The organism is Streptomyces sp. NPDC057002, from assembly GCF_042673825.1.
In the GTDB taxonomy this organism is placed as follows: Bacteria; Actinomycetota; Actinomycetes; order Streptomycetales; family Streptomycetaceae; genus Streptomyces.
Genome location: NZ_JBHURZ010000011.1, coordinates 110,993 through 134,118 on the forward strand (window position 1 = coordinate 110,993; position 23,126 = coordinate 134,118).

At 70.9% G+C, this 23,126-nt stretch carries 19 protein-coding genes; 7 read left to right on the top strand and 12 right to left on the bottom strand.

Going from position 1 to position 23,126, the window contains the following annotated elements; genetic code table 11:
- Positions 1 to 165: 165 nt before the first annotated feature.
- From ACFT32_RS39710 to ACFT32_RS39720, 3 genes are all read right to left on the bottom strand, one after another.
- The gene (locus tag ACFT32_RS39710) at positions 166 to 642 is read right to left on the bottom strand and encodes a DoxX family protein (protein WP_382498899.1); all 477 of its coding nucleotides are present in this window, start codon (positions 640 to 642) and stop codon (positions 166 to 168) included.
- A 135-nt stretch (positions 643 to 777) separates the two neighbouring features.
- Positions 778 to 1,839, bottom strand: a complete 1,062-nt coding sequence (locus tag ACFT32_RS39715) for a protein kinase family protein (protein ID WP_382498902.1) — start codon at positions 1,837 to 1,839, stop codon at positions 778 to 780.
- A 9-nt stretch (positions 1,840 to 1,848) separates the two neighbouring features.
- The gene (locus ACFT32_RS39720; protein ID WP_382499186.1) at positions 1,849 to 2,541 is read right to left on the bottom strand and encodes a class I SAM-dependent methyltransferase; all 693 of its coding nucleotides are present in this window, start codon (positions 2,539 to 2,541) and stop codon (positions 1,849 to 1,851) included.
- Between the two features lie 170 nt (positions 2,542 to 2,711).
- On the opposite strand from ACFT32_RS39720, the gene ACFT32_RS39725 reads away from it, so the two are divergent.
- On the top strand, positions 2,712 to 2,975 hold the full coding sequence (locus ACFT32_RS39725; protein WP_382498904.1) for a DUF6343 family protein: 264 nt from the start codon (positions 2,712 to 2,714) through the stop codon (positions 2,973 to 2,975).
- Between the two features lie 55 nt (positions 2,976 to 3,030).
- Here the strand turns inward: ACFT32_RS39725 and ACFT32_RS39730 are convergent, their stop codons facing one another.
- The 4 genes from ACFT32_RS39730 to rpsA form a co-directional block, all read right to left on the bottom strand.
- Complete coding sequence (locus ACFT32_RS39730) at positions 3,031 to 3,411, bottom strand: M48 family metallopeptidase (RefSeq protein ID WP_189728861.1); 381 nt, start codon at positions 3,409 to 3,411, stop codon at positions 3,031 to 3,033.
- A 50-nt stretch (positions 3,412 to 3,461) separates the two neighbouring features.
- Complete coding sequence (gene coaE, locus ACFT32_RS39735; RefSeq protein WP_382498907.1) at positions 3,462 to 4,100, bottom strand: dephospho-CoA kinase; 639 nt, start codon at positions 4,098 to 4,100, stop codon at positions 3,462 to 3,464.
- A 69-nt stretch (positions 4,101 to 4,169) separates the two neighbouring features.
- Positions 4,170 to 5,108 (bottom strand): PAC2 family protein, encoded by a 939-nt coding sequence (locus ACFT32_RS39740; protein ID WP_382498908.1) that lies wholly within the window; start codon positions 5,106 to 5,108, stop codon positions 4,170 to 4,172.
- Positions 5,109 to 5,336: 228 nt separating this feature from the next.
- Positions 5,337 to 6,842 (bottom strand): 30S ribosomal protein S1, encoded by a 1,506-nt coding sequence (gene rpsA / locus ACFT32_RS39745; RefSeq protein ID WP_189728867.1) that lies wholly within the window; start codon positions 6,840 to 6,842, stop codon positions 5,337 to 5,339.
- A gap of 314 nt (positions 6,843 to 7,156) precedes the next feature.
- Between rpsA and ACFT32_RS39750 the strand changes: the two genes are divergently transcribed.
- Positions 7,157 to 8,017, top strand: coding sequence for a class I SAM-dependent methyltransferase (locus ACFT32_RS39750; protein ID WP_382498910.1), 861 nt, complete (start codon positions 7,157 to 7,159; stop codon positions 8,015 to 8,017).
- 4 nt (positions 8,018 to 8,021) lie between these two features.
- Complete coding sequence (gene hrpB, locus ACFT32_RS39755; protein ID WP_382498912.1) at positions 8,022 to 10,538, top strand: ATP-dependent helicase HrpB; 2,517 nt, start codon at positions 8,022 to 8,024, stop codon at positions 10,536 to 10,538.
- On the opposite strand, the gene ACFT32_RS39760 is transcribed toward hrpB, so the two are convergent.
- The 3 genes from ACFT32_RS39760 to ACFT32_RS39770 all read right to left on the bottom strand — a co-directional run bounded on the left by ACFT32_RS39760 (position 10,528) and on the right by ACFT32_RS39770 (position 13,576).
- The gene (locus tag ACFT32_RS39760; protein ID WP_382498914.1) at positions 10,528 to 11,520 is read right to left on the bottom strand and encodes a DUF3068 domain-containing protein; all 993 of its coding nucleotides are present in this window, start codon (positions 11,518 to 11,520) and stop codon (positions 10,528 to 10,530) included. The genes hrpB and ACFT32_RS39760 overlap by 11 nt on opposite strands.
- A 25-nt stretch (positions 11,521 to 11,545) precedes the next feature.
- Positions 11,546 to 11,680: an SPW_0924 family protein gene (locus ACFT32_RS39765; RefSeq protein WP_184596728.1), complete on the bottom strand. Its 135-nt coding sequence runs from the start codon at positions 11,678 to 11,680 to the stop codon at positions 11,546 to 11,548.
- A 138-nt stretch (positions 11,681 to 11,818) separates the two neighbouring features.
- Positions 11,819 to 13,576 carry a lytic transglycosylase domain-containing protein gene (locus tag ACFT32_RS39770; RefSeq protein WP_382498917.1) on the bottom strand — a complete coding sequence of 586 codons (1,758 nt, stop codon included), beginning with the start codon at positions 13,574 to 13,576 and terminating at the stop codon, positions 11,819 to 11,821.
- 313 nt (positions 13,577 to 13,889) lie between these two features.
- Here ACFT32_RS39770 and ACFT32_RS39775 point away from each other — a divergent pair, with 313 nt between their 5' ends.
- Positions 13,890 to 14,747: a DUF4184 family protein gene (locus ACFT32_RS39775; protein ID WP_382498918.1), complete on the top strand. Its 858-nt coding sequence runs from the start codon at positions 13,890 to 13,892 to the stop codon at positions 14,745 to 14,747.
- Here ACFT32_RS39775 and ACFT32_RS39780 read toward each other — a convergent pair.
- Both ACFT32_RS39780 and polA read right to left on the bottom strand, forming a co-directional pair.
- Positions 14,665 to 15,279 (bottom strand): hypothetical protein, encoded by a 615-nt coding sequence (locus ACFT32_RS39780; protein WP_382498920.1) that lies wholly within the window; start codon positions 15,277 to 15,279, stop codon positions 14,665 to 14,667. The genes ACFT32_RS39775 and ACFT32_RS39780 overlap by 83 nt on opposite strands.
- A gap of 175 nt (positions 15,280 to 15,454) precedes the next feature.
- Positions 15,455 to 18,181, bottom strand: coding sequence for a DNA polymerase I (gene polA, locus ACFT32_RS39785; RefSeq protein ID WP_382498922.1), 2,727 nt, complete (start codon positions 18,179 to 18,181; stop codon positions 15,455 to 15,457).
- A gap of 185 nt (positions 18,182 to 18,366) precedes the next feature.
- Here polA and ACFT32_RS39790 point away from each other — a divergent pair, with 185 nt between their 5' ends.
- From ACFT32_RS39790 to ACFT32_RS39800, 3 genes are all read left to right on the top strand, one after another.
- Complete coding sequence (locus ACFT32_RS39790; RefSeq protein WP_382498924.1) at positions 18,367 to 20,649, top strand: FdhF/YdeP family oxidoreductase; 2,283 nt, start codon at positions 18,367 to 18,369, stop codon at positions 20,647 to 20,649.
- Positions 20,650 to 20,706: 57 nt separating this feature from the next.
- A complete protein-coding gene (locus ACFT32_RS39795) occupies positions 20,707 to 21,195 on the top strand; it encodes a PaaI family thioesterase (RefSeq protein ID WP_382498926.1) in 489 nt (162 codons plus the stop codon).
- A 588-nt stretch (positions 21,196 to 21,783) separates the two neighbouring features.
- Positions 21,784 to 23,010 carry a branched-chain amino acid ABC transporter substrate-binding protein gene (locus tag ACFT32_RS39800; RefSeq protein ID WP_382499188.1) on the top strand — a complete coding sequence of 409 codons (1,227 nt, stop codon included), beginning with the start codon at positions 21,784 to 21,786 and terminating at the stop codon, positions 23,008 to 23,010.
- Positions 23,011 to 23,126 lie beyond the last annotated feature (116 nt).

Sequence of the window (23,126 nt, forward strand, 5' to 3'; positions counted from 1 at the left end):
GCCCCGGTGGACCCGGCTCCGACGGCCCAACTCCCCCTGAACCAAGCCCCGATGGTCCGCTCCCGAGCGGACACGACAAGCCACAGCACACGACAGCGACGCCCGGGACGAGCCCCTCGGCCCTCCCGGACGCCGCCGCGTCGCACTCGACCCGGTGTCACCCGGTCACGCCCGTCGCCGCAGCAGTCGCATCAGATCCGCGTTGTGCCCCCGCCGCGCCCAGGCGATGAGGGCGAGCGGCACGATCAGGATGAGCGGCGTCGCCGCGTACTGCCCGTCGAAGACGGCTATCTGCACGACGAACGCGCCCACCATCAACGCGCTCAGCGCCACTCCCGCCACCGACTGGAGCACGGGGATCAACAGGGCGACCGCTCCGGCCAGTTCGAGCGCCCCGATGGTGTACATCCCCGCGCTGCCCCAGCCGAGCTTCTCGAAGGACTCGGCGGCGGACGGGTGCGCGATCAGCTTGGGCAGGGCGCTCGGGATCGCGTAGAAGAGGGCGAGCAGCACCTGAAGGCCGCGCAGGGCGATCCGGGCACGCCGCCCCCGTGCGGTCGCGGACTCGGCTACGACGACGCTGGCAGGGGCGGAGGCGGCGGTGACGGGAGCGGCGGTGACGGGAGCGGTGGTCTCGGACATGAAGGTCTCCTGTGGAAGCGGTCCGTGGTGGTGTCGAAGAGGTAGACCGCCGCTCGCCCTCGAACTCATCGCCACCCAGCGGAATTTCCGCGCCCCCAGCTCGACTTCACCCCGAAGCCCGCTCGACGCCGCCCGTCACGGGCAGAGCCGCCGGAGCCTCTCCGCCGGGTAGGGCGTCGTCCTGCTCACCCCCTCGACTCGACGGTAGAAGTCCGTCATCACGGCGGCGACCGGGGCGTTGCGCCTGAGGATCTCCGCGGTCCCTGGTGGTACGCGGGTGGGCTGTCGCCCTTCGGCCCATGCCTGTATCAGTGCTCCACGTTCCTCCCAGTCGCCCGCGCACAGGGCGGTGATCAGCCAGTTCACCAGGAAGCCGGCCGTGTAGCAGCGGTCGTAGGTGCTGTGCCGGTCGTGGAAGCCGGCCTCGGTGCGCGAGAGGTCGAAGCGGGTGGACAGGGCGAGGCCGTAGTCGGCGAAGTACAGGCGCCGGCCGTCGGTCAGGATGTTCTCGAAGTGGGCGTCGAAGTGGAGCAGCCCGCGGCTGTTCATGAAGGACGTGCCGGCCCGCAGCTCCTTCTCCACCAGGGAACACGCCCGGTCGAGCGCCTCGTCGCCGGCTCGCACCTGATCCGTCAGCCATGTGTGGAGCGTCTGGGGGACGTACTCGAGGAACAGTGCGACACTCGCCGAGGACTCTCGCAGGGCCTCGATACGCCGCCGTACTTCCGCGCTGCCTCCCCAGTAGTCCACGGCCTTGTCCACATCGGCGAGTTCCTCCGGCAGGCCGGGTGCCTCGTCCGGCAGGACGCGCCAGTTGTACATCAGGGGAAAGCCCTGGAACTGCCCGGAGAGCACCCAGTTCGTGGTCATGGTGTGGACGGCGACCTCCCGCCACGCCCCGAACCCGGGCCCGCCGACGCCGTACTGGCAGACCATCGGCAGCCCGAACACATTGGCCGTGGACCGGACATGCTCCGGCTGCCGCTCCAGGTCCGTCAGGGGCACCCGCTTCACGAAGACCGGCGTACCGGACACGTCCAGCCGGGCCGACTTCCCTCCGATGCCGGTGCCCAGCGGCACGGCCGCGTCCACCAGCTCGCGCAACTCGGCGTCTCCGCGCAGTGCCAGGGACGTGGAGACGGTGTCGTAGCCGATCAGACGTCCGGGCGCCTCCGCCCCGTTCGCCCTCTCAAGCACCCCCGGCTCCTAAGCCGCTCGCACCGCCCTCACCCATATCCCATCGTCCGTCAGATACCGGTCCACCTTCAGGCCCGCCTCCTCCAGCGCCTCCTCGAACTGCTCCTCGGTCAGCGGTCGTGCGCGGAACGTCTGTGTCCAGACCGCGTCCGGGAACTCGTACTCCGCGCGCACCGAGTTGACCCCGTCGCCGACCGGCTCCGCCGACACGATCCGCACGGTGAAGCCGCTGGGGTCCACGCGCTCGCGCGGCAGATTCGTGTGGTAGTCCGCGCCCTCTCGCTGGATCAGCACGCTGCCGCCCTCAGCGACATGGCGCACACAGGTCCGCAGTAGGCCACGCCGCACCTCGACGTCCCCCGCGTGCACGAGGAACGACGCGAGCAGCACCACGTCGAACGTCTCGCCCAGATCCAGGTCCTCGATGGGGCTGCATATCGTCCGCGCCCCGCGCACGCGCTCCAGCATCTCGGCGGACTCGTCGACCGCCGTCACCGTGAACCCGCGCTCCAGCAGTCCATGAGTCATGCGCCCGACCCCGCTGCCCAGCTCCAGGATGCGCGCCTTCTCGGGCACCGCCGCGGCGATGATGTCCGGTTCGTCCCCCAGGGGCAGTCGCGAGTAGAGCTCCACCGCGCAGCCGTCCGGGGTGATGGCCCCGGGTCCAGTCCCCTCGTACCCCTCACGCAATTTCATCTCCATGCCGGTCCAACGGGCCACACCCGCACGCCAGTTCCTCTCCCGGCCGCCTTCACCCGACCGGGTGAACGTTGTCCCGCACGGGGCCCGGCTTCGGCCCGCGCGGGCAGCGGCTTTCCTGGTGGTCCGCATCCGCGGCGGAGAGTACGTTGCAAGCAGGAGTGGAGATCGCGATGCGTACAGGCAGTGAACCGTCGACCGCGCGCAGTGCCCTGCGGGCGCGCTTCTGGCTGAGTGTGTGGGGGCTGGTCTGGGCACTCTTCGGGACGGTCGCCTTCACGCTCGCCGGGCGGCCCGGCTGGGCCATCGCCTGCGGTGTGCTGCTGCTGATCGTCACGATCGACCTGGCCGTCGTCCTCAGGCACATCCGCCAGGGCCCGCACTGGCAGCCGGGCCCCGACATCCCGCCCTACCGGCCGCCCGAGGACCACCCCTGAGACGGACGAGACAGACGAGGCGGACGAGGCGGACGAGACAGACCGGAACGGCCGCTCACGAGTCGAAGCGCGCGGCCTTCTGGAACTGCGGGTTCGGGTCCAGCGCGGCCGCCAGGCGGAAATGGCGTTTCGCCTGGTCGGGGCGGTTCTGCCGCTCATAGGTGCGGGCGAGCGCGAAGTGCGCGAACGCGTTGTCCGGCTCACGCTCCAGGACGATCGAGAACTCGAGCTCGGCCGGCCGCAGCTGCGCCGCCGCGAAGAAGGCACGGGCGCGCAGCAGTCGCGCGGCGGTGTTCTCCGGGTGCGCGGCGATGACTCCGTCGAGCAGCTTCACCGCGCCCCGCGGATCCCGCGCGGCGAGCAGTTGCTCGGCGGCGCGGAAGTCGATGACGTGCGTCTCCGGGGTACGTCCGGTGGAACCGCTGGTCTCGGGCACGGCAGAGTCCTTCCCTCACTGGAAAGATTCAACGCCCCCTCGGGGTGCCCCTATTCCTGAGGGGCGGGCCGGCCCTGAGGGTCCGGCCGGGACGCGTGGGACCTGCGCGCCAGCTCGGCCCACACATCCTTCACGCGGCGCTCCAGCTCCTCCAGCGGGACGTCGTTGTCGACGACGACGTCCGCGATCTCCCGGCGCTGCTCGCGCGTCGCCTGGGCGGCCATCCGCGCCCGTGCGTCCTCCTCGGTCATGCCGCGCAGCCGTACGAGCCGGTCGAGTTGGGTCTCGGGGGCCGCGTCGACGACGATGACGAGGTCGTACAGCGGTGCGAGGCCGTTCTCGGTGAGGAGCGGGACGTCGTGGACGACGACCGCGTCCTCGGCGGCGGCCTCCTCCAGCTCGCGGGAGCGGGCGCCCACCAGTGGGTGCACGATCGAGTTGAGGGTGGCGAGCCTCGCCGGGTCGGCGAAGACGATGGAGCCCAGCTTGGGGCGGTCAAGACTGCCGTCGGGGGCGAGCACCTGCTCGCCGAAGGCCTCCACGACCGCGGCGAGACCCGGGGTCCCCGGCGCGACGACCTCCCGCGCGATGCGGTCCGCGTCGATCAGCACGGCCCCGCATGCGACGAGCAGCCGTGACACCTCACTCTTGCCGGCACCGATGCCGCCGGTCAGGCCCACCTTCAGCATGACCGACAGCTTAGGTCCTGCCACTGACAGCACATCGGGCAGGACCGGCTCCCGCCGCCGGCCGTCCGGTCAGGTGTCGCCCTCTCGCTCCGCCAGGAAGCGTTCGAATTCCTTGCCGATCTCGTCGGCCGACGGGATGTCCACCGGCTCGGCGAGCATGTTGCCGCGGGTCTCGGCGCCCGCGACGGCGTCGTACTGGTGCTCAAGGCCCTCGACGAGGGCGGTGAGGTCGTCGTCGCCCTCGCGGATCTGCCGGTCGATCTCCGTCTGGGTGCGGTGGGCGTCGGAGCGCAGGGCGTGGGCGATACCGGGCAGCACCAGTCCGGTCGCCGCCGTGATGGCCTCCAGAACCGTCAGGGCCGCGTCCGGGTACGGCGAGCGGGCGATGTAGTGCGGGACATGGGCGGCGACACCGAGGACGTCGTGCCCCGCCTGGAGCAGGCGGTACTCGATGAGGGACTCGGCACTGCCGGGCACCTGCGCCTCCTCGAACGGGCTGCGATGGCCCGGAACCAGGTCGGTGCGGTTGCCGTGCGGGGTGAGGCCCACGGGCCGGGTGTGCGGGACGCCCATGGGGATGCCGTGGAAGTTCACGGACAGGCGGACGCCGAGCCGCTCCACGATCTGCTTCACGGCCGCGGCGAAGCGCTCCCACTCCACGTCCGGCTCGGGGCCGGACAACAGCAGGAACGGCGCTCCGGTGGCGTCCTGAACGAGCCGCACCTCGAGGGCGGGGTCCTCGTAGTCGCTCCAGCGGTCGCGCTTGAACGTCAGCAGCGGGCGGCGGGCTCGGTAGTCCACGAGCCGGTCGTGGTCGAAGCGGGCGACGACCTGGTGGGGCAGCGAGTCGAGCAGCCGGTCGACGATCTGGTCGCCCGCCTCCCCCGCGTCGATGTATCCGTCGAAGTGGTAGAGCATGACAAGACCGGCCGACTCCTGGGCGAGCGCCATGTCGACGACAGCCAGCCCCTTCGGCTCCCATGCGTACAAACCCTGCGGATCAAGCACAGTGACCGCTCCTCCTCGTGTTCATACGGCACAACGCCCTTACAGGGGCGGGCATTCCCGAGGAGGGGACTTCTGATCTTGCCAGAGGGGACAACGCCCTGAAGGGCCGCGGGGAAACTGCGCGACAAGCCCCCACCGGCCCGCAGCCGAACGACGGCCCCGACACGCTGAGGGCCCGCACCTCGAAAGGTGCGGGCCCTCAGTCAGGAGCTACAGCTCAGTGGGCGTTCAGCTCTGCCCACCGGCCAGCTTCTCGCGCAGCGCGGCAAGCGCCTCGTCCGAAGCCAGCGCACCGGAGTTGTCCGCACCCTCGGAGGAGTACGAACCGCCACCGCCACCGCTCGCGGCCGGAGCCGCACCCGCGGCGTCGCCGCCCTCGGCCGCAGCAGCGGCGTCGGCCTCGCGGGACTTGATGACCTGGGCCTGGTGCTGCTCGAAGCGCGTCTGCGCCTCGGCGTACTGGCCCTCCCACGCCTCGCGCTGGGTCTCGTAGCCCTCGAGCCAGTCGTTGGTCTCGGGGTCGAAGCCCTCGGGGTAGATGTAGTTGCCCTGGTCGTCGTAGGACGCGGCCATGCCGTACAGGGTCGGGTCGAACTCGACCGTGGCCGGGTCGGCACCGAAGGCCTCGTTGGCCTGCTTCAGCGAGAGGCTGATGCGGCGACGCTCGAGGTCGATGTCGATGACCTTGACGAAGATCTCGTCGTTGACCTGGACGACCTGCTCCGGGATCTCCACGTGGCGCTCGGCCAGCTCGGAGATGTGGACCAGACCCTCGATGCCCTCGTCCACGCGGACGAACGCACCGAACGGAACCAGCTTCGTGACCTTGCCGGGCACGACCTGGCCGATCTGGTGGGTGCGGGCGAACTGCTGCCACGGGTCTTCCTGGGTCGCCTTCAGCGACAGGGAGACACGCTCGCGGTCCATGTCGACGTCGAGAACCTCGACGGTGACCTCCTGGCCGACCTCGACAACCTCGGAGGGGTGGTCGATGTGCTTCCAGGAGAGCTCGGAGACGTGGACCAGACCGTCGACGCCACCCAGGTCCACGAAGGCACCGAAGTTGACGATCGAGGAGACGACGCCGGAACGGACCTGACCCTTCTGGAGGGTCGTGAGGAACGTCTGGCGGACCTCGGACTGGGTCTGCTCCAGCCAGGCACGGCGGGACAGGACCACGTTGTTACGGTTCTTGTCCAGCTCGATGATCTTGGCCTCGAGCTCCTTGCCCACGTAGGGCTGGAGGTCGCGAACGCGGCGCATCTCGACCAGGGAGGCCGGGAGGAAGCCACGGAGGCCGATGTCGAGGATGAGACCACCCTTGACGACCTCGATGACGGTACCGGTGACGATCCCGTCCTCTTCCTTGATCTTCTCGATGGTGCCCCAGGCACGCTCGTACTGGGCGCGCTTCTTCGAGAGGATCAGGCGGCCTTCCTTGTCCTCCTTCTGGAGAACAAGGGCCTCGATCTCGTCACCGACGGCGACGACCTCGTTGGGGTCGACGTCGTGCTTGATCGAGAGCTCGCGGCTCGGGATAACGCCTTCGGTCTTGTAACCGATGTCGAGCAGGACCTCGTCCCGGTCGACCTTCACGATGACGCCGTCGACGATGTCGCCGTCGTTGAAGTACTTGATCGTCTCGTCGATCGCGGCGAGGAAGGCTTCCTCGTTACCGATGTCGTTGACCGCAACCTGCGGGGTCGTTGCGGTGGTCTCGGTGCTGCTCGTCATGTGGGAAAGGGCTCCGGTACGGACATTGAAGTCGTAGGTACTGCTACGCCGGAGCCCGTTTCGCTCTGCAGAAGCCGGACAGCCTAGGAAGCGCCACACGTACAAAGGGTGGCGCCTCGACAACCGAGGGGACATACATACAGATGCGAGCGCAACCTGCTACGTCTGAGGTGCGCAGGCTCGCAGCGCAACTTGTAGCATACGGGGGCAGCCGGGCAGGGTCAATGCGCGAAGCCGCCCACCCGGGGCGGATCGCCGCATAACCGGCACAAGTTCAGTCTTCCGAGGCCACGTGGGCCATACGGGACCCCTTCGTGAAGCCACCGGAGCAGGCTGGACGGAAGAGTACGACGAGGGAGCCGATCATCCAAGAGTCCGAAGCGTCCGAACCCGAGGCGACCCGGCGTGCCGCCGGGGCCACGGAGAGCTCCCGCGCCAATCGCGGCTGGTGGGACCGTAACGCGGACGAGTACCAGGTCGAGCACGGCACATTCCTCGGCGACGACCGGTTCGTGTGGGGGCCCGAGGGCCTCGACGAGGTCGAGGCCGAGCTGCTCGGCCCGCCGGAGGATCTGAAGGGCAAGGACGTCCTGGAGATCGGCGCGGGCGCGGCACAGTGCGCGCGCTGGCTGGCCGGCCAGGGTGCCCGGCCGGTCGCCCTGGACATCTCGCACCGGCAGTTGCAGCACGCGCTGCGCATCGGCGGACCGTTCCCCCTGGTGTGCGCCGACGCCGGTGCGCTGCCCTTCGCGGACGGTTCGTTCGACCTGGTCTGCTCGGCGTACGGGGCGCTGCCCTTCGTCGCCGACCCGCGTCTGGTCCTGCGTGAGGTGCGCCGGGTGCTGCGGCCCGGGGGACGGCTCGTCTTCTCGGTGACGCATCCGATCCGCTGGGCCTTCCCGGACGAGCCGGGGCCGGAGGGGCTGTCGGTGTCGGGTTCCTACTTCGACCGCACGCCCTATGTCGAGCAGGACGAGGAGGGCCGCGCGGTCTACGTCGAGCACCACCGGACGCTCGGCGACCGGGTCCGGGACGTCGCGGCGTCGGGCTTCCGCCTGGTGGACCTTGTGGAGCCGGAGTGGCCGGCCTGGAACACGTCCGAGTGGGGCGGGTGGTCGCCGCTGCGCGGGAACCTGATCCCGGGGACGGCGATCTTCGTGTGCGTACGAGACTGAGTGCGTGATCCGCTACGACGCTCTGGACGCCCTGCCGGTACGTGGTGCCCTGCCCGGTCTGAACGACGCCTTGCGGGGCCACGGCACCGCCGTCCTCGTGGCGCCGCCCGGCACAGGCAAGACGACCCTGGTGCCGCTGGCACTGGCGGGGCTGCTCGGCCAGGGCCCCGAGCGGCGGGTGATCGTGGCCGAGCCGCGGCGGATCGCGGCCCGGGCGGCGGCGCGGCGGATGGCATGGCTGCTGGGCGAGAAGCCCGGCGGGAGCGTCGGCTACACCGTGCGCGGGGAACGCGTCGTCGGGCGGCACACGCGCGTGGAGGTCGTCACGACCGGTGTGCTGGTGCAGCGGTTGCAGCGGGACCAGGAGCTGACCGGTGTCGACGTGGTGGTGCTCGACGAGTGCCACGAGCGTCATCTGGACGCGGACACGGCGGCGGCGTTCCTGTGGGACGTGCGGCAGACGCTGCGGCCCGAGCTGCGGCTGGTGGCCGCCTCGGCGACGACCGACGCGCGGGGGTGGGCCGCGCTGCTGGGCGACGCGCCGGTGGTGGAGGCCCAGGGGGCGGCGTATCCGGTGGAGGTGGTGTGGACGCCGCCGGTGCGGCCCGTACGGCCGCCGCACGGGATGCGTGTCGATCCGGCGCTGCTGACGCATGTGGCGTCGGTGGTGCGGCGGGCCCTGGCCGAGCGGGACGGGGACGTGCTGTGTTTTCTGCCGGGCGTGGGCGAGATCGCCCGGGTGGCCGGGCAGCTCGGGGGCCTTGGGGACATCGATGTGCTCCAGGTGCACGGGCGGGCGCCGGCCGCCGTGCAGGACGCGGTGCTCGCCCCGGGTGAACGGCGGCGGATCGTGCTGGCCACGTCCGTGGCGGAGTCGTCGTTGACGGTGCCGGGTGTGCGGGTCGTCGTGGACTCGGGGCTGGCGCGTGAGCCGCGCGTCGACCACGCGCGCGGGTTGAGCGCGCTGACGACGGTACGGGCGTCGCAGGCGGCCGGGCGGCAGCGGGCCGGGCGGGCCGGGCGTGAGGCACCCGGGGCGGTGTACCGCTGCTGGGCGGAGGCCGAGGACGCGCGGCTGCCGCGTTTCCCGTCTCCGGAGATAAAGGTGGCCGACCTGACGGCGTTCGCGCTTCAGGTGGCGTGCTGGGGGGATCCTGACGCTTCGGGGCTGGCATTGCTCGATGCGCCGCCCTCCGGGGGTATGGCGGCGGCGCGGGAGGTGCTGGGCGTTGTCGGGGCCGTCGACTCCGCCGGGCGGGCGACTGAGCGGGGAGTCGCCCTGTCTCGGCTGGGGCTGCATCCGCGGCTGGGGCGGGCATTGCTCGACTCCGTGCCGTTCGTGGGGGTCGACCGGGCCTCGGAGGTGGTCGCCTTGCTGAGTGAGGAGGCGCCCCGGGAGTACGGCGAGGATCTAGCGGGTGCGTTGCGTCGTGCTCGGCGTGAGGGTGACGCCTATGCCACGCGGTGGCGTCGCGAGGTTCGGCGACTGCGGGCCGTCGGTTCTGAGATTTCCCGACGACCCACCCGTAACTGGCCGCAAGACGCCTCGGAGGACCGGCAGGTCGGGCTCGTTGCCGCTCTCGCCTATCCCGAGCGCGTTGCCAGGGCCGACGGTGGGTCGTGCCTCATGGTGTCCGGGACCCGGGCCGAGGTCGGGGAGGGCAGCGGGCTGCGAGGGGCCGGCTGGGTGGCCGTCGCCGTGGCTGACCGGCCCGTCGGCAAGGGGCACGCGCGTGTGCAGTCGGGCGCCGTGGTCGATGAGGACATCGCCCGGCTCGCCGCGGGGGCGCTGCTGGACGAGCGGGACGAGGTGTGCTGGGACGGCGGGGACGTCGTGGCGCGGCGGGTGGAGCGGCTGGGGGCCGTGGAGTTGGCGGTGCGGTCGCTGAAGGACGCCGATCCCGGGCTCGTACGCGGTGCGCTGCTGGACGGGCTGCGGCGGGATGGGCTCGGGCTGCTGCGGTGGTCGGCGGATGCCGGTGTCCTGCGGCAGCGGCTCGCGTTTCTGCGGCTGCACCTCGGTGAGCCCTGGCCCGATGTCTCCGATGAAGCGCTCCACGCGCGCGTGGAGGAGTGGCTGGAGCCGGAGCTGAGCCGGGCGCGGCGGCGGGCCGATCTGGCGCGGATCGATGCCGGTCATGCGCTCGTCCGGCTGCTGCCCTGGGCCTCCGGGGAGGCCGGGCGGCTCGACGAGCTGGCCCCGGAGCGGATGGCCGTGCCGAGCGGGTCGAAGATCCGCATCGACTGGTCCCGGCCCGAGCAGCCCGTGCTCGCGGTGAAGTTGCAGGAGATGTTCGGGCTGCAGGAGTCGCCCCGGGCCGCCGGGGTGCCGCTGCTCGTGCATCTGCTGTCCCCGGCCGGGCGGCCGGCCGCCGTCACCGCCGACCTCGCCTCGTTCTGGCGGGACGGCTACAAGGGCGTACGGGCGGAGCTGCGCGGGCGGTATCCGAAGCATCCGTGGCCCGAGGACCCGGCGGGTGCCGAGCCGACCCGGTACACCAACGCCCGGCTCAGGCGCTGACCTGTGACGGCTCCTCCGCCGCTGCCGGGGCCGGGCCGGAGGGGCGGCGGCCGCGGGCCTCCAGGTACAGCGCGAGGGCCAGCAGGAGGACGCCGAGGGTGAGCGAGCCCCACGGCAGGTAGGACGTCATCAGGAGGATGAGCAGGCGCTGGGACTTCACCAGGTCGACGGTGTGCGTGATGTAGTCCTCGCGCATCTTCACATGGCCGGCGAACGCGGTGACCTTGTCACGGTCGCCGAGGAGGGCGCCGCCGCGCAGTTCCTCCTTGTGGATCTCCTCGCCGTAGACGGGAGCGCCGGTGAGGGGCTCGACCCAGAACTTGCGGACCGTGGTGTACCAGCGGGTCGTGCCGGTCTGGGCGACCGACTCGGGGGTGAGGCCCTCCACGGGCAGCGTCTTCGGGATCTTCACCTTGGTCCAGGGGATGGTCTGCTCGAAGTAGTAGACCTCCAGGCCACGGAAAGTGCGGGTGTCCTGGTAGTGGATGGGGGCGGTGACGCGGGCCTGGGCGTCGAAGTACTGGTAGGCCCGTTTCTCCGTGAGGAACGGCCATTTGAACTCGATGCCCTCGCGGCGCACCGGGTCGCCGTCGACGGACTCGCCGGTGGCGTGGACGGGTTCCTGGGTGTGGGCGTCGAAGATGTAGCGCTCGGGGATCTTCGACACCATCTCGCCGTCGGGGCCGACGACGTACGACAGACCGTCCCAGACGACCACGTCCCGGCCCGCTGACTCCTCGATCCTCTCGGAGGCCTCGACGTTGCCCTTGAGGGTCTGCACGATGGTGACCTTGGGGACCTTCTTCGCCCGCATGGTGCCGTAGTCGAGGAGGGTGGCGTCGCGAGCCTCCAGGACCATGTCCTGGTACTGGTTCGCGGGGACCTTGGCGAGGCGCGGGAAGGCGTACCAGCGCAGCAGCGGGGACAGTGCCGCGAAGAACACGGCGAGGGCGAGCAGGATCAGAGCGGCCTTGCGGCGCATCTGGGCCTCCGTCCCGGGCGGGCGGTCAGGGGTGTGCGGGCACCGTCGTCAGCAGCGGCTTCGGGGACGTCCCGCCCGAGGGGGAGCCGAGGGCGGTCAGCGTCAGGACGACGGCGAACGCGACGGCGAGACCGGTGGCGGCGGCGACGAGAGTGCGCATACGGGGGCCTCCCCACCGTCGAGCTGATGCACCGTCAGGTTTCTCGGCACCGTAGCAACGCGCGGCGGAGATGAGAACACGTTGCACACACAACGACGCCCCTCCTTAAGAAGGGGCGTCGTCCGTACTACTCGAGAGCTACGCGCCGGGGCTCGCCGAGGGGCTCGTGGACGGGCTCGGCGAGGACGTCTCGGCCGCCGCCACGGTCAGTTCGACGGTGAGTGTCGCTCCGCCCGCGGTGTTGATGCGGAGCAGGAACGTGCCGGTGGTGTCGTCCGCGTACAGCTTGGGCAGCTTCAGCAAACCCTTCGCGTCCGTCTTCAGGGCCTTCAGGGTGCGGACGGCCTTGCCGTCGGCGTCCTTGAAGTAGGGGCCCTTGTCGGCGGCGGTCGGGTCGTCCGCCGACTTGATCAGCGTGGCCGTGGCCGCGACGCCGTCGGCGACGGCCCCCTTGTACGTGGCCTTCACCTCGACCTGGTCGGCGAACTCGCCGCCGGGGAGGCAGGTCAGCGCGGCGTCACCGGTGCGGGCCAGGGCGTCGGCGGCGCGTTCGGTGACGGTGGCGGTGTAGTCGAGGCCGGCGACCGTGCGGCCCACGACGGTGGCGCGGACGGTGACCTTGCCCGTCTTCTCCCCCGCCTGCAGGGCGGGTGCGACGGCCACGCCGGAGCTGTTGGTGGCGACCGTGGCCACGTTCTCGCCGCCGGTGAAGGTGGTGTCCGTACTGCCGATGATCGTGAAGCGGACCCTGACCTTGCCGACGGCCTTGCCGGCCTTCGTCTCGGCGCGGGTGCTGATCCGCTTGGTGAACGCGTCGCCGGCCATGGCGGTGAGCTTCGCGGTGCCGGCGTCCTCCAGGTGGTCCACCGTGTCGGTGTTCGTGGGAGGCGTCGAGGGGGGCGTGGTCGGGGTGCCGCCGGGGTCGGTGGGCGGCTTCGGGGTCGTCGAGCCGCCGCCGGGGCTCTCGGGCTTGGGGCTGGGCTTGGGCTTCGAGCCCCCCGGAGCCGGCGTGTCCGGTGTGTTCGGCGTGTTCGGCGTGGAGGGCGAAGTGCTCGCCCCGGCACCGTCGTCGCTGCGGTTGTCGGGCAGCGTGCCGGTGCCGTCGGGGATCTCGTGCGTGCCCTTGCGGTAGTACTCCACCCAGCGCATGACCAGGTTCAGGTACTCCCGCGAGTTGTTGTAGCTGAGGATCGCCCGGTCGAGGTCGTTCTGGTCGGACAGGTCCCAGTTGTTGCGGCACAGGTAGTGGCCCGCGGCGAGTGCCGCGTCGTAGATGTTGTTGGGGTCCTTCTTGCCGTCGTCGTTGCCGTCGCGGCCCGCCCACGCCCAGGTGGACGGGATGAACTGCATGGGGCCGACGGCCTGGTCGTAGGAGCTGTTGCCGTCGTAGGCGCCGTCGTCGGTGTCCCTGATGAGGGCGAAGCCGTTGCCGTCGAGCTGCGGGCCGAGGATGGGCGAGGTCGTCGTGCCGTCGGCGTTGACACGGCCGCCGCGGGCCTGGCCCGACTCCACCTTGCCGATGGCGGCCAGGAGTTGCCAGGGCAGGTTGCAGCCCGGCTTGGCCTCGTTCAGCGCGGTCTCGGCCTTCTTGTAGGCGTCGAGGACGGTCGCGGGAATGCCCGCCTCGCTGGCGCCGGGGGCCGCGGGGCCGGTTCCGGTGCTCGGGGACGGGTTCGGGCTCTTGAGCGGCGGCAGGTCCGTGTAGTACGGCGAGTTGCCGGTGGCGCTGCCGTCGGAAGCGCTCGCGTCGGGTGAGGGCGTGGCGTCCGCCGCGGTCTGTCTGCCGTGGTCGTTCACGCCCGGAGCCTGGGAGGCGGACAGTGCCGCGACCGCTACCGCGGCCACGGCGGTGGTTGCCGCCCCCTTGCGCAGCCTCCTGCCGAATTGCGCCGCCATAGAGTGAACCCCTCCCGTGGACGCCCGAGCGTCCGTCTCTGCCTGTCGCGCACTTCTGTTGCGTTCGCGCACTTCTGTTGCGTTCGCTCTGTTGTGACGATCGACCGGCCCGAGTGGTTGCCCTCCGACTGGCATATCTCTCGCCCCGGCACGGTGACCCTGGCGACCCTACGGCAACTTGCTTTGCTCGGGCACCCGTTCGTGCCCGGTATTCACCGGTTGGTCATGCGGCGAGCGTGGCGGGCGGCCGAGGTTCGGCATCCCGCATACTGGGCGGTCCGATCGCTGGCAACGACCGTCACCAGGAGCAGAGTTGCCGTTCACGCTGAGCCACGCGGCAGCCGTACTGCCCGCCGTACGCACCGACGGGACCGGCCGGGGCCCGCTGGTGCCCGCCGTCCTCGTGGCGGGTTCCTTCGCGCCCGACATGACCTACTACGCGGCGAGTGTGCTGTCCGGGGCGATGGAGTTCGGTGACGTCACGCACGCGTTCCCGGGGGTGTTCACGGTCGATGTGCTCATCGCCTGGGCGCTGGTGGGGCTCTGGCTGCTGATGCGCGAGCCACTGGTGGCGCTGCTGCCGCGGGCTCGGCAGGGGCGGGTGGCGGCCCTGGTGCGATGCGGGACGCCCCGCGCGCGTGTGACGCCCTCTCTGGTGGTGCGGTGGTACGTGTCGGCGGTGCTCGGCGCGCTGACGCACGTCGTGTGGGACGCCTTCACGCACCTCGACCGGTGGGGGATGCGGCTGTTTCCGGTGCTGGGCCGTGAGGTGGCGGGCTCGCCGCTGTACTGGTACCTGCAGTACGGCGGTTCGGCGGTGGCCGCTGTGGTGATCGCGGTGTTCGTGCTGTGCGCGCTGCGACGGGCGCCGGCGCGCGAGCCTGTGGGGATCCCGGTGCTGGCGGCACGGGACCGCTGGGCGGCCGGTGCCGTGATCGGCGGCTTCGCGCTGCTGGGGGCGGTGCAGCGGGCGGCGCGGTGGTGGGCCTACTGGGGGTCGGACGCGAAGCCGTGGGAGATCATTCCGACGGTGTGCTTCGGCGCGGGGGCGGGGCTCGTCCCGGCGCTGCTGCTGTACGCCGTGGTGGTCAGGGCGCGGCGCCCGGTTCCGGACCCCGGCGGTCCTGACCGTGCCGGCGATACGGAGCAGAGCCGTCCGGCCGCTCGCTGAGGGGCTCAGTGGTCGCGATGTACACCGTGATGGTGGTGTGCGCGGGGCGCGGCCGTGGGAGCAGGGTGAGGACGAGGCTCAGATAGCCGCGGGCCCGGTCGGCCCAGGGGCGTGAGGTCCTGGCGGGGGCCTTGGGAGTGCCGGGGGAATCGGGGTTGCCAGGACGGTCGGCGCTGCCGGGGTGGCCGGCGCTGCCCGGGTGCGGGCCGGTGGTGGGTGTGCGGCCGGTGAGGCAGGGCACGGCGGGCAGGTCGCCGACGCAGTCGATGCCGGTGACGGTCTGCGGGTCGGTGACCGCCGAAAGGTCACCGGTGCCGATGGAACCAGTGACGCCGGACCCGGAACCGGCGCCGGCGGGATCGGCCGGCCGCCGTCCGCGGGCCAGGCGCTGCCGGAGGTCCGCCGTCGCGTGGCGCAGGGCCGCGGTGAGAGGGACGGGGACGCGGAGCGTGCTGGCGTCGGCCGCGAAGGCCGAGGCCGGCGGGAGTGCCACGCCTGGTGCCGTGCGGCTGAGGAGCGTGCGTATACCCATGCCCGCATCCTTGCGACCGTCCAGGGCGGGGGCCCTTTCTCGGGGGCCACGCGAGTGACGGTTTCCGCGAGGGCGGGGTGGCGGGTGCCCTCGCCTCAGGCCCTCGCCTCCGCCCCTCGCCTCAGGCCCTCGGCTCCGCACTCGGCCGAGAGCGCCCCGCCTCGCCGCCTGCCTGCTAGTGCGCCGCCGACTCCCAGTCCGCGCCCGCGCCCACCGAGACGCCCAGCGGGACGCGGAGGTGGACGGCGTTCGCCATCTCGCGGCGGACGAGTTCCTCGGCTGCCGCGCGCTCGCCCGGGGCGATCTCCAGCACGACTTCGTCGTGCACCTGGAGCAGCATCCGGGACTCCAGTCCGGCCTCCTTCAGCGCGCTGCCCACCTTGAGCATGGCGATCTTCACGATGTCGGCCGCCGTGCCCTGGATGGGTGCGTTGAGGGCCATCCGCTCCGCCGCCTCACGACGCTGGCGGTTGTCGCTGTTGAGGTCGGGGAGGTAGCGGCGGCGCCCGAAGAGCGTCGCCGTGTAGCCCGTCGCCCGGGCCTCGTCGACCGCGCGGCGCAGATAGTCCCGTACGCCGCCGAACCGCTCGAAGTACGCGTCCATCAGGGCGCGGGCCTCCGCCGCCTCGATGTTCAGCTGCTGGGAGAGGCCGAAGGCGGACAGTCCGTAGGCCAGGCCGTACGACATGGCCTTGATCTTGCGGCGCATCTCGGCGTCCACCGCGGTCGGCTCGACCGCGAAGACCTGGGAGGCCGCCGTGGTGTGCAGGTCCTCGCCCGAGGTGAAGGCCTCGATCAGGCCCTCGTCCTCGGAGAGGTGGGCCATCACGCGCAGCTCGATCTGGCTGTAGTCGGCCGTCATCAGGGACTCGAAGCCCTCGCCGACGACGAAACCGCGGCGGATGGCGCGGCCCTCGTCGGTGCGGACCGGGATGTTCTGCAGGTTCGGGTCCGTCGAGGACAGCCGGCCGGTGGCGGCGACCGTCTGGTTGAAGGTGGTGTGGATCCGGCCGTCCGCGGCGATCGTCTTGATCAGGCCCTCGACGGTGACGCGGAGCTTGGCCTGCTCGCGGTGGCGGAGCATGATCACCGGCAGCTCGTTGTCCGTCTGGCCGGCGAGCCAGGCGAGGGCGTCGGCGTCCGTGGTGTAGCCGGTCTTCGTCCGCTTCGTCTTGGGCAGGGCCAGCTCGCCGAAGAGGACTTCCTGGAGCTGCTTGGGCGAGCCCAGGTTGAACTCGTGCCCGGCCGCCGCGTGGGCCTCCTTCACCGCCTGCTGGACGGCGCCGGCGAACATCTGCTCCATGGCCTCCAGGTGGGCCCGGTCGGCCGCGATGCCGTGCCGCTCCATACGGGCGAGCAGCGCGGAGGTGGGCAGCTCCATGTCGCGCAGGAGATCGGCGGCGCCGACCTCCTCCAGGCGGCCCTCGAAGGCCTGGCCCAGGTCGAGGACGGCACGGGCCTGGATCATCAGGGCCTCGGCCTCGGCGCCCTCGTCCGCGCCGAAGGCGAGCTGGCCGTCGGCAGCGGCGGCAGGGGTCAGCTCGCGGTGCAGGTACTCCAGGGACAGCGCGTCCAGGTCGAAGGAGCGGCGGCCCGGCTTGACCAGGTAGGCGGCGAGCGCGGTGTCCATGGTGACGCCCTCGACGATCCAGCCGTGCTCGGCGAAGACCCGCATGGCGCCCTTGGCGTTGTGGAAGGTCTTGGGCCGGTCGGCGTCGGCGAGCCAGGCCGCGAAGGCCGTCTCGTCGGCCTCGTCCAGCTGGGAGGGGTCGAACCAGGCGGCCGGGCCGCCGGGCGCGGCGAGCGCGACCTCGGCGACCGAGCCGGTGCCGAGCGCCCAGGTGTCGACCGTGGCGATACCGAGGGGCTGGGTGCCGTGCTCGGTGAGCCAGCCGGTCAGCTCGCCGGTGCCGAGCACCGTGCCGTCCAGCTGCACGCCCTCCGTGCTGACCGGGGTGGTCTCGGCCTCCTCGGCGCCGGGGTCGACGGCGAAGAGCCGCTCGCGCAGCGAGGGGTTGCGGATCTCCAGGGTGTCCAGGACCACCGCGACGGCCGTGCGGTCGTAGGCGGCCCGCTCCAGGTCGGTGACGCCCTTGGGGAGCTCCACCCGGCGCTCCAGCTCCGTGAGCCGGCGGTTGAGCTTGACCGCCTCGAGGTGGTCGCGGAGGTTCTGGCCGGCCTTGCCCTTGACCTCCTCGACGCGCTCGACGAGGTCCGCGAAGGAGCCGAACTGGTTGATCCACTTCGCGGCGGTCTTCTCGCCGACGCCGGGGATGCCGGGGAGGTTGTCGGAGGGGTCGCCGCGCAGGGCCGCGAAGTCGGGGTACTGCGCGGGCGTCAACCCGTACTTCTCGAATACCTTCTCCGGGGTGAAGCGGGTCAGCTCGGAGACGCCCTTGGTCGGGTACAGCACCGTGGTGTGCTCGCTGACCAGCTGGAAGGAGTCACGGTCGCCCGTGACGATCAGCACCTCGAAGCCCTCGGCCTCGGCCTGGGTGGCGAGGGTGGCGATCACGTCGTCCGCCTCGAAGCCGTCCACCGCGAAGCGGGCGGCGCCCATGGCGTCGAGGAGCTCGCCGATCAGCTCGACCTGGCCCTTGAACTCGTCCGGGGTCTTGGAGCGGTTCGCCTTGTACTCCGTGAACTCCTGGGACCGCCAGGTCTTGCGGGAGACGTCGAAGGCGACCGCGAAGTGCGTGGGCTCCTCGTCGCGCAGCGTGTTGGCCAGCATCGACGCGAAACCGTAGATCGCGTTCGTCGGCTGGCCCGTCGCGGTGGTGAAGTTCTCCGCGGGCAGCGCGAAGAACGCGCGGTAGGCCAGCGAGTGCCCGTCCATGAGCATCAGTCGCGGGCGGCTGCCGCCGGAGGTCTTGTCGGTCGTCTTCGATGCTGTCTCTGCCACGCCCCCGATCCTGCCACGCCCCACTGACACTCGGCCCCGCCCCCGGCCCCGAGCTCCGCCCCCCGGCCCCGAGCCCGGCCGCCGGCACCGGGCCGGGGCCTCGCTCCAACCCCACCCCCACTCGGTGTCAGCACCCCGTGCGACGATCGGAGACCTGTCTCACAGCGCAGTAAGGGGAGCGTGCGATGGCCACGAAGCCGCCCAAGAGTGATCCGGTTCAGGACGCGCCGCAGGTCGCCGGGCCGAAGCACGCGGCAGCGGGCCTCCCCGCGATCGGGCACACGCTGCGCATGGCCCAGCAGCAGATGGGTGTGAAGCGCACCGCGCTGACGCTGCTGAGCGTGAACCAGAAGGACGGCTTCGACTGCCCGGGCTGCGCCTGGCCCGAGCCGGAGCACCGGCACAAGGCGGAATTCTGCGAGAACGGCGCGAAGGCGGTCGCCGAGGAGGCCACGCTGCGCCGGGTCACGCCCGAGTTCTTCGCCGCGCACCCGGTCGCCGATCTCGCCGACCGCAGCGGCTACTGGCTGGGACAGCAGGGCCGCCTCACGCACCCCATGTACCTCCCCGAAGGGGGCACGCACTACGAGCCGGTCAGCTGGGAGCGCGCCTTCGGCATCATCGCCGAGGAGGTCGCCGCCCTCGCCTCCCCGGACGAGGCCGTCTTCTACACCTCCGGGCGCACCAGCAACGAGGCCGCGTTCCTCTATCAGCTGTTCGCCCGCGAGCTCGGCACGAACAACCTCCCCGACTGCTCCAACATGTGCCACGAGTCGTCCGGCTCGGCCCTGTCGGAGACGATCGGCATCGGCAAGGGCAGCGTCCTGCTGGAGGACCTGTACAAGGCCGACCTGATCATCGTCGCGGGGCAGAACCCCGGCACCAACCACCCGCGCATGCTGTCCGCGCTGGAGAAGGCCAAGACCAACGGCGCGAAGATCATCAGCGTCAATCCGCTGCCCGAGGCGGGCCTGGAGCGCTTCAAGAACCCGCAGACCCCGCAGGGCATGCTCAAGGGCGCCTCCCTCACCGACCTGTTCCTCCAGATCCGCATCGGCGGCGACCAGGCCCTCTTCCGCCTCCTCAACAAGCTGATCCTCGGCACGGAGGGCGCGGTCGACGAGGCGTTCGTCCGGGAGCACACGCATGGCTACGAGGAGTTCGCCGAGGCCGCCCGCGCCGCGGACTGGGACGAGACGCTCGCGGCCACCGGGCTGACCCGGAAGGAGATCGAGGACGCCCTGCGCATGATCCTCGCCTCCGAGCGCACCATCGTGTGCTGGGCGATGGGCCTCACCCAGCACAAGCACTCGGTCCCCACCATCAGGGAAGTGGTCAACTTCCTCCTCCTGCGCGGCAACATCGGCCGCCCGGGCGCGGGCGTCTGCCCGGTGCGCGGCCATTCGAACGTGCAGGGCGACCGCACCATGGGCATCTTCGAGCGCCCCGCCCCGGCGTTCCTGGACGCCCTGGAGAAGGAGTTCGGCTTCGCGCCGCCGCGCGAGCACGGCTACGACGTCGTACGGGCCATCCGCGCACTGCGCGACGGCGAGGCGAAGGTCTTCTTCGCCATGGGCGGCAACTTCGTCTCGGCGTCCCCCGACACGGAGGTCACCGAGGCGGCGATGCGGCGGGCCCGGCTGACCGTGCACGTGTCGACGAAGCTGAACCGCTCGCACGTGATCACGGGCGCGCGTGCCCTGATCCTCCCGACGCTCGGCCGTACCGAACGCGACCTCCAGGGCAGCGGCGAGCAGTTCGTGACGGTCGAGGACTCGATGGGCATGGTGCACGCCTCCCGGGGCCGGCTGGAGCCCGCGAGCGCGCACCTGCTGTCCGAGCCGGCCATCGTCTGCCGCCTGGCCCGTGGTGTGCTGGGCGAGAACAGCTCCACGCCCTGGGAGGAGTTCGAGAAGGACTACGCGACGATCCGGGACCGGATCGCGCGCGTCATCCCCGGCTTCCAGGACTTCAACGCGCGCGTGACGGGTTCCGCCGGCGGCTTCGCCCTGCCCCACGCCCCGCGTGACGAGCGCCGCTTCCCCACCGCCACCGGCAAGGCCAACTTCACCGCCGCGCCCGTGGAGTTCCCGGAGCTGCCCGAGGGCCGCCTGCTGCTCCAGACGCTGCGCTCGCACGACCAGTACAACACCACGATCTACGGCCTCGACGACCGCTACCGGGGCATCAGGAACGGCCGCCGGGTGGTGCTGGTCAACCCCGAGGACGCGCGGAAGCTGAGGCTGGCGGACGGCTCCTACGTCGACCTGGTCAGCGAGTGGAAGGACGGGGTGGAGCGCCGGGCGCCGGGCTTCCGCGTCGTGCACTATCCGACGGCCCGGGGCTGCGCCGCCGCGTACTACCCGGAGACCAATGTGCTGGTGCCGCTGGACGCCACCGCGGATAGCAGCAACACCCCGGCCAGCAAGTCCGTCGTGGTGCGTCTGGAACAATCGGCCACCGACTGAGCGTTTGCTCAGTCATAGAGGCAGCCGCAGTGACCAGGACGAACGGAGCCCGGCCCCATGGGTGAGCAGCAGCATGTGAAGTTCCCGCAAGAGGTCATCGACGAGTACGCCGCGCTCGGCGTGGACCTCCTGGCCCTGTTCTCCGCGGGCCACCTCGGGACCCGGATGGGCGTCCAGATCCTCGAGGCGTCGGCGGACCGGGTCGTCGGGACGATGCCGGTGGAGGGCAACACCCAGCCCTACGGACTGCTGCACGGCGGGGCCTCCGCGGTACTGGCCGAGACCCTCGGCTCGGTCGGGTCCATGCTGCACGGCGGCAGCTCCAAGATCGCCGTGGGCGTCGACCTGAACTGCACCCACCACCGCGGGGCACGCTCCGGCCTCGTCACCGGCGTGGCCACACCCGTGCACCGGGGACGCTCGACCGCCACCTATGAAATCGTCATCACGGACGAAAACGACAAAAGGGTGTGTACCGCCCGGCTCACCTGCATGCTGCGCGACGTGAATCCGGGCGACGAGGCACTGATCCGCGCCGCACGCTGATCCACCCGCAGACACATTCCGGCCCGACGCCGCCGCGAGGGAACCCCCACGCGGCGGCGTCCGCGCGTAGACACACAGCCGAACTCCTCAACTTCCCCGGAAAGCAGGCAGGTTCCGGTTCACCCGCGGCGACACCGTGGAAATAACTGTTTCCAATTGTTCGGAACTCCCCCTGGACACGAGCCGCGCCTTTCTTTGCGTAACGCTCCGTAACGCGCGCGCAATACAACACCGCGGCCTCCTCTTCGACCCCGCCCGCCCCCGGAACCCTGCCGATCCCGCCCACGCCACCTGCGCCACGCCGACCGCACGATCTCGGCCATGGCCAACCGGAAGTGCGGGTTCTCAGAATGCGGACTTCGGCGAAAAGCGGCCAAACCCGCCGAGAGGGTCCGCCGGAGAAGCCGGGCATCCATCACGTCATAACAAGAAAGTCACAAGCCGTCCCACGCCGCTGACCCTGCCTCCACACCGGGCTTAGAGTCACGGCCAGTCACCGCTCCATCGGGAGTTCGGTACCAGCGCGGCACTACCCCCCGACCAAGGGCGGGCCTGCCTGTGAAAGGACTGATCGTGCGACAGCGTTCCTTGGTGATTCTTACCTCCGTTCTGACGACCGGAGCTCTGACTCTCACCGCCTGCGGGTCCCGAGACGACAGCGGCGACAAGGGCGGAGACAGCGGCGGCACCACGCTGACCATCGGCGTCGATGCCCCCCTGTCCGGTGAGAACTCCACCACCGGCCTCGGCATCCAGTACGGCGCCCAGATTGCCGTCGACGACGCCAACAAGAACAACTGGGTCCCGGGCGTGAAGTTCAAGCTCAAGGCCCTGGACGACAAGGCGCAGCCCGCCACCGGCCAGTCCAACGCCACCAGCATCGTCGGCGACAAGACCGCCGTCGGCGCCGTCGGCCCGCTGAACTCCGGCGTCGCCCAGACGATGCAGCAGGTGTTCGCCTCGGCCAACATGGTCCAGATCTCCCCGGCCAACACCAACCCCGAGCTGACCCAGGGCAAGAACTGGCAGACGGACAAGAAGCGCCCGTACAAGACGTACTTCCGCACCGCCACCACCGACGAACTGCAGGGCAGCTTCGCCGCCGGCTACGCGTACAACGGCCTCAAGAAGAAGAAGGCCTTCGTCGTCGACGACAAGCAGACCTACGGCGCCGGCCTCGCGAAGATCTTCGCCGAGCAGTACAAGAAGATGGGCGGCAAGGTCGTCGCCACCGACCACGTCAACACGGGTGACAAGGACTTCGGTTCGCTCGCCACGAAGATCAAGAACTCCGGCGCCGACCTGGTCTACTACGGCGGCCAGTACGACGAGTCCGCGCTGATCACCAAGCAGCTCAAGGACACCGGCGCCAAGATCCCGCTGTTCGGCGGCGACGGCATGTTCGCCTCCACCTACATCGAGGCCGCCGGCAAGTCCTCCGAGGGCGACCTCGCCACGGCCATCGGTGTCCCCGCCGACACCCTGCCCGCCGCCAAGCAGTTCATCCAGACGTACAAGGACAAGGGGTACAAGGGCGACTACGGCGCCTACGGCGCCTACGCCTACGACGCCACCACCGCCATCATCAAGGCCGTCAAGGCCGCGGCCGACGCCAACGGCGGCAAGGTTCCCACCGACATCAACGACCTGCGCTCCAAGGTCGTCGACGGTGTCCAGAAGTCCGACTTCGAAGGCCTCACCGGCAAGATCTCCTTCGACGAGTACGGCGACACCACCAACAAGCAGCTGACGGTCTACCAGGTCGAGAAGGGTGCCTGGAAGGACGTGGAGACCGGCACCGCCGACCTGAAGTAATCGGCCCGCCACAACGCCGCACCACGGGCCGCGCGGAAGGAAGACCCCGACCGCGCGGCCCGTTTCCACACCCCCCACAGCACACGACCACGCACACATCCAGTGCACACGACCAC